We start from the raw sequence: 5,555 nt of genomic DNA, 5'->3' as shown, positions 1-5,555 counted from the left end.
TGATCCCTCCAGAACTAAAGCCAATCGGTTTGCTTTATGTGACCGTAGGTTCTACGGTCACTTAAAGCAAACGATTCGCTTTTGTGTGATCGGGGGCCCTGGAGCGGTCCTCGGCCGACGCGCCGTACAGATCCGGAAGGACACCATGACCTGCGAACTCACCCCCCAGGAAGCGGCCCGAGGGGCGCTACGGGCCGGGCTTCCCCTGGTGGACGACCGTCACGAAGAGGTGGCCGCGACCGCCAACTACATCCACTCCGTCATCGCCACGCTGCGCGAGCTCGACTTCGGCGACGTACCGCCCGCCACTTCCTACCGGGCAGGACCGGAGCACGCCGATGCAACCGTTTGAGCTGTCGCTCACCGAAGCCTCCCGAGCGCTCCGGACCCGTGAGCTGTCTCCCGTCGAACTCACCACATCCGTACTGGAGCGCATCGAAGCGGTCGAAGGGCGGCTCGGTGCCTATGTCACCGTCGCCGCCGACGCCGCCCGGGCCTCGGCCGTCCGCGCGGAACGGGAAATCTCCCACAGCGGGCCGCGTGGGCCGCTGCACGGCATACCCATGGGGTTGAAGGACCTCATCGACGTCAAGGGCATGCCCACCACGGCGAGTTCGGACGTCCGGGCCGGGCATGTGGCGCAGCACGACAGCGCCGTGGCCGAACGGCTCGCAGCCGCCGGGGCCGTCTTCCTGGGCAAGACGCACACGCACGAGTTCGCCTACGGTCTGACCACGCCGCAGACGCGCAACGCATGGGACCGCGGCCGGGTCGCGGGAGGGTCGAGCGGCGGCTCGGCGGTGGCCGTCGCCGCCGGTGGGGCGACATTCGCCATGGGTACGGACACGGGTGGTTCCATCCGGGTTCCGGCCGCTCTGAACGGCGTCGTGGGCCTCAAACCCACCTACGGCCTCCTTCCCCGGTCCGGCGTGACCTCGCTCTCCTGGTCCCTGGACCACGTGGGCCCGCTCACCCGAACCGTCCAGGACGCCGGGCTGGTCCTGTCGGCGACGGCCGGCCACGACCCGCGCGACCCGGCGAGCGTCTCCGGCCCCCCGGCGGACTTCCTCGCACGGGGCGACCTCAAGGGCCTGAAGGTCGGAGTGCCCCGCAACCACTACTTCGACCGGGTCGCCCCCGAGGTGGAGGAGTCGGTACGCAGCGCGATCGAACGGCTGGCGGAGCTCGGGGCGGAGCTCGTCGACGTCGAGATCCCGATGGCGCGCTACCTCCAGGCCGTGCAGTGGGGGCTGATGGTCCCCGAGGCCAGCGCCTACCACGAGCGCGCACTACGGGCCACGCCCGACTCGTACGCCCCGGACATCCGCATCCTGCTGGAGGCGGGCGAACTCACCTCGGCGGGCGACTACCTCCGCGCCCAGCGGGCCCGCACGATGATCCGCGACGCCTGGGCCCGCATGTTCGACGGAATCGACGTCCTCGCCGCTCCGACGGTGCCGATGACGGCGGCGAAGTCGGACCAGGACGAGGTCGCGTGGGCCGACGGCACGACCGAGTCCGTGTCCGAAAGCTACGTCCGGCTCTGCGCCCCGGCCAACATCACCGGCATGCCCGCGCTCACCCTGCCGGTCGGTCACGACCACGCGGGACTGCCCATCGGCATGCAGCTGATGGCGCGGCCCTTCCACGATGCGACGGTGCTCCGCGTGGGCCGGGTCTACGAAGAAGCGATGGCCGGTGCGGGGCGGCTCGCGCCGGTCACTGTCTGAGAGCCGGTGGACGTCCCGGCCGGCACAGGTCGGCACGGGACGTCCACCGGTGGCTCCCGCGCAGTCCGCATCGCCCCGAGGGCGGGAATCCGTAACTCCCGGGCGTACGGGGGCGTAGGGGGGTGTGAGGCGTATGCGCCGTGCAGGGCGTGCGGGGCAGACGGGATGTACGGAGCATGCGGGATGTACGGGGCAGCTAGAAGCAACGAATTCGCGTTAAGGTGCATCACATGAGCCCCAAGCCCATGTCCCGCCCCGGCGGGCGCAGTGCCCGTGTACAGGAGTCCGTCCACGCCGCGGTGCGTGAACTCGTCGGCGAGGTGGGCCGCGATGCGCTGACCGTCCCGATGCTGGCCGCCCGGGCGGGCGTGACCCCCTCCACGATCTACCGTCGCTGGGGCGACCTCCAGGAACTCCTGTCCGACGTCGCGGTCGAACGGCTGCGTCCGGAAACGGACCCGGCCGACCTGGGGAGCCTCCGGGGCGACCTCGACGCCTGGGCGGAGCAGTTCCTCGACGAGATGGCCTCTCCCCCCGGGCGCGCGTACCTCAGGGACGCCCTGCTGGGCGCCCCTGACGGCAGCAACGCCGGGCAGTGCTCGGCCTACGCGGCCGAACAGATCGACACCGTGCTGAGCCGCGCGGTACTGCGCGGGGAGCCGGTACCCGACAGGGAACTGGTGATCGACCGCGTCGTGGCGCCGATCATGTACCGCATCCTCTTCCGCCCCGGCCAACTGGACGCCGCGTACGCGCGCGCACTCGTGACGAACGCCCTCCGCCTGCTCTGACCGCGACTCAGCCGGTCGGCACACCCAGCGCGGCGACGATCGCGCTGGTACGGGTGAAGAGAGCGGTCGGGTAGTCCTTGTTGCAGTAACTGTTGCCGGTGGAGGCGATCCCGACCAGCTTGCCGGCCACGATCAGCGGGCCGCCCGAGTCGCCCCGGCAGGTGCTGTCGAAGGTGCCGGTGGCGGGAATCGTGCAGAGCTTGTTGAGCGGGGTGTCGGTGGGCTGGGTGTACGGGTCGCAGCCCTTGAGCGGCGACAGGGTCAGACGTGCCGCCTTCAGCCGCACGCCCTGGGTGCCGGTGGCGGTGAGGCCCCAGCCCAGTGCGGTCGCGGACCGGCCGGACTCGAAGAGCGCGGCGTCCTTCGGCCCGGCGACGGGCAGCGTCTTGTACGGCATCGGCTTGGCCAGGGTGAGGACGGCCGCGTCGTACAGGTAGTTGGGCGCGTCGAACTTGGGGTGGATCTTCATCGAAGCGATCTGGCGGACCGTGCCCTTGGTGGTCCGCAGGTCGGTTCGGCCGCCGACCACCTCGAAGGTGACGGGCGGCTTGCCCTCCTCTTCGTCTATGCAGTGGGCTGCGGTCAGCACCTTGTCCGGCGCGATGAGGGTGCCGCCGCAAATGTGCTCGCTCACGACGCCGTTGGTCGCCTTGCTGCGGATCTCCATCGTGTACGGGTGGTCCGTGGTGGTGGTGTTCTTGCCGCCGTGGATCGCGGCTGCGGGAGTCGCGGTGGCTGCCAGGCCTGCGACTGCGAGGGCGGCTGCGGCGGTCAACACGGCGGCCTTGGAACGGCGGTGGTACGTCGGCACGAGGGTTCCCCAGAGAAAGTTTCACGGCGCACGAGCGATTTGGCGATCTGGCGATCTGGCGATCTGGCGATCTGCGGCATGGTCGATGCCGGTGCCGCCCGTGCGCTGCAGGTCATGACCACGATTGAGGTCACTGATCATGACGTTGCGACCACGGCGTCGGTTCCTCCGAACCGGCGCGAATGCAGCTCGGTTCCGGCGGATACCACCCGCAACTCGACCGCGTGCACGTCATGTTGTTCGCACCCGGGGCTGCCGGGGCAGGTCTACGCTGGACGCACGCCCTTTGTCCGTACGCGCGGGAGGTACTCGTGGAAGCACCGCACCGGCCGACCTTCCCGCCGAGGAGCGAACCACCGCCCAAGCGCCCTCTGCCGCCCCCGGACCCGCCGCCGATGCCGTCGAAGTCGTGGATGCGGACGAGGATCGCGGACCGGCGCGGCAGGAACTGGCCGCTGGAGTCCCGGCCGTGGACGCCGTCCGGCGCGAGCAGGCGGGTCGAGGAGGCGCTGCACACCTGGGGCTACCACCGCTTCGACGCGGAGACGGTGCGCGCGGTGGTCAGGCTGCTGGTGACGGCGGCCGTGGACGACGGGGGCGACCACCTGAGCGTGCATCTCGCCGACCACCGGGACCATGCCATGGTGCTCGTCCTCAGCAGCGGCCCCCACGCCGAGCGCCCCGACGACGGCTCGCTCCTGCGGACCGTCGCCACCAGAGGAGCAGCGGACTGCGGGGTGGAGAGCGCGCGGGACGGCCGCCGCCGGTGGGCACTGCTCTCCCTCGCGCCCCCGCCCCCGCCCGTACTCCCCCAGCCGTCCACCGGGAGCACGGGACGGTAGCCGTGGCTTACTGCACGGCACCCTCCGGAATGCAGACGTAGCCCTGGCCCCAGATGTTCGGCTCGACCCGGCTGGGCGCCGCGCATCCGAGCCAGGCGTCCCGGTACTCCCGGTCGCTCTGGATGAGCCGCCGAATTTCCGGGGACTCCAGCAGGAAGCGTTCGTGGTCTTCGTCGGAGAGCACCAGGGTGACGGGCTCGGGGCAGTGGGCGAGCGCGAGCGCGGGCGAGGCCACCCCGAGTGCGCCGGCCGCGGCCAGCATCAGGACGGCAAGAGTGGTACGGGTACGGAACATGGATCCTCCAGAGAACACCGGCGAACAAAACACATCCTCAACGGGCGGGTTCTCAGGAAGTCACGCCACACCCGTATCTCGCCTACCGCATCCGGGTGGCGGTGACGCGCCTGCGGGACGGGCTCTCAGGCGCGATCAGTTGATCGCGGGTGGTCCCGGTCCTGGGCCGTGACCGACAGTCCGCGAGAGGCCGGTGTCGGCGTACACACTCACGTGGCCGGGTGGCCCAGGGGAATCGCGTCCCCGGGCCACCCGCCCGTCCGACACACGCTTGACCGTGGCGTGCAGCCGCTTCTCCGCTGCCGTACGCATGCGGTACGGGTCTCCGGCCCGCCACCTGGCCGCCCGCGCCGCGGCGTCGGGGCTACGGTTCCAGCTTCACCGAGTTGTACGGGGTGTAGTCGTAGTCCCACCAGGTGCCGGCCGTCTGGTTGCCCTGGCAGTTGGTGCCGTTGTACCCGAGACAGTTGCGAGCCTTGGCGTCGCCGGTCTGGTTGTTGAAGAACCGCTTGTAGCCGAACTGGTTGCTGAGGTTGTAGGAGCCGTAGCGGTACCACTTGAACGCGGGCGTGTCGTTGTTCCAGCTCGCGTTCGGATACAGGCAGACGTAGCCGCTGGGGCAGCCGTGGCTCGCGAGGGCTGCCGTGTCCCCGGCGTGTGCGCTGCCCGCGAGCGGTGCCAGCGTCAGCGCGACGGCAGCCAGGACAGTCGCTGAGGCCCTAGCTGTTCGGGTTCCGAGCAGATGCACAGGGTGCCTCCTCGTCATGGAACTGACCCGAGTGCCCTCTCCGGGTGGACGGGCATTCACGAGCCCGGAGCACATTCTGTGGCGCTGCGGTGACGGATGAGGAGCGCGGAACAGGCCATTCCCTGCCGGGGCTCCGGGCCCGCTGCCGGGTGCGGGTCGTCACCGGGCGCGACGGCGCTCACCAGCCGGTCGGAGAGTGGACACAGGGACCTGGCCGAGGTGGGAGGGCGCGTCGGAACGCGCCCGCCCACCGGCGCGCAAGCCCTGCCGCCCCCGCCGACCCCACCCGCGGCCCCGGCCCCCCCCCCGACCCCGCTAAGGGTGACCCCCCGCACGGG

General features: G+C 70.7%; 7 protein-coding genes. 4 read left to right on the top strand and 3 right to left on the bottom strand.

Annotated features, from left to right (window positions below; all coding sequences use genetic code 11):
• Positions 1-145: 145 nt before the first annotated feature.
• From ACWGIG_RS36365 to ACWGIG_RS36355, 3 genes are all read left to right on the top strand, one after another.
• Positions 146-352 (top strand): hypothetical protein, encoded by a 207-nt coding sequence (locus ACWGIG_RS36365; protein WP_453325992.1) that lies wholly within the window; start codon positions 146-148, stop codon positions 350-352.
• Positions 339-1,730, top strand: a complete 1,392-nt coding sequence (locus ACWGIG_RS36360; RefSeq protein ID WP_453325991.1) for an amidase — start codon at positions 339-341, stop codon at positions 1,728-1,730. The genes ACWGIG_RS36365 and ACWGIG_RS36360 overlap by 14 nt, the downstream gene beginning before the upstream one ends.
• A 230-nt stretch (positions 1,731-1,960) precedes the next feature.
• Positions 1,961-2,521 carry a TetR/AcrR family transcriptional regulator gene (locus tag ACWGIG_RS36355; protein WP_453325990.1) on the top strand — a complete coding sequence of 187 codons (561 nt, stop codon included), beginning with the start codon at positions 1,961-1,963 and terminating at the stop codon, positions 2,519-2,521.
• 7 nt (positions 2,522-2,528) lie between these two features.
• Here the strand turns inward: ACWGIG_RS36355 and ACWGIG_RS36350 are convergent, their stop codons facing one another.
• Entirely contained in the window at positions 2,529-3,332 is an 804-nt protein-coding gene (locus ACWGIG_RS36350; RefSeq protein ID WP_453325989.1) for a S1 family peptidase, read from the bottom strand.
• A 311-nt stretch (positions 3,333-3,643) separates the two neighbouring features.
• Between ACWGIG_RS36350 and ACWGIG_RS36345 the strand changes: the two genes are divergently transcribed.
• Positions 3,644-4,174: a hypothetical protein gene (locus ACWGIG_RS36345; protein WP_453325988.1), complete on the top strand. Its 531-nt coding sequence runs from the start codon at positions 3,644-3,646 to the stop codon at positions 4,172-4,174.
• 7 nt (positions 4,175-4,181) lie between these two features.
• On the opposite strand, the gene ACWGIG_RS36340 is transcribed toward ACWGIG_RS36345, so the two are convergent.
• The gene (locus ACWGIG_RS36340) at positions 4,182-4,469 is read right to left on the bottom strand and encodes a hypothetical protein (protein ID WP_453325987.1); all 288 of its coding nucleotides are present in this window, start codon (positions 4,467-4,469) and stop codon (positions 4,182-4,184) included.
• Between the two features lie 364 nt (positions 4,470-4,833).
• Positions 4,834-5,217, bottom strand: a complete 384-nt coding sequence (locus ACWGIG_RS36335) for a hypothetical protein (protein WP_453325986.1) — start codon at positions 5,215-5,217, stop codon at positions 4,834-4,836.
• Positions 5,218-5,555: the final 338 nt, after the last annotated feature.

This window comes from Streptomyces sp. NPDC054863, from assembly GCF_053610825.1.
The sequence above is the reverse complement of the archived record's forward strand: the minus strand, read 5'-3'. Positions and strand labels throughout refer to the sequence as shown.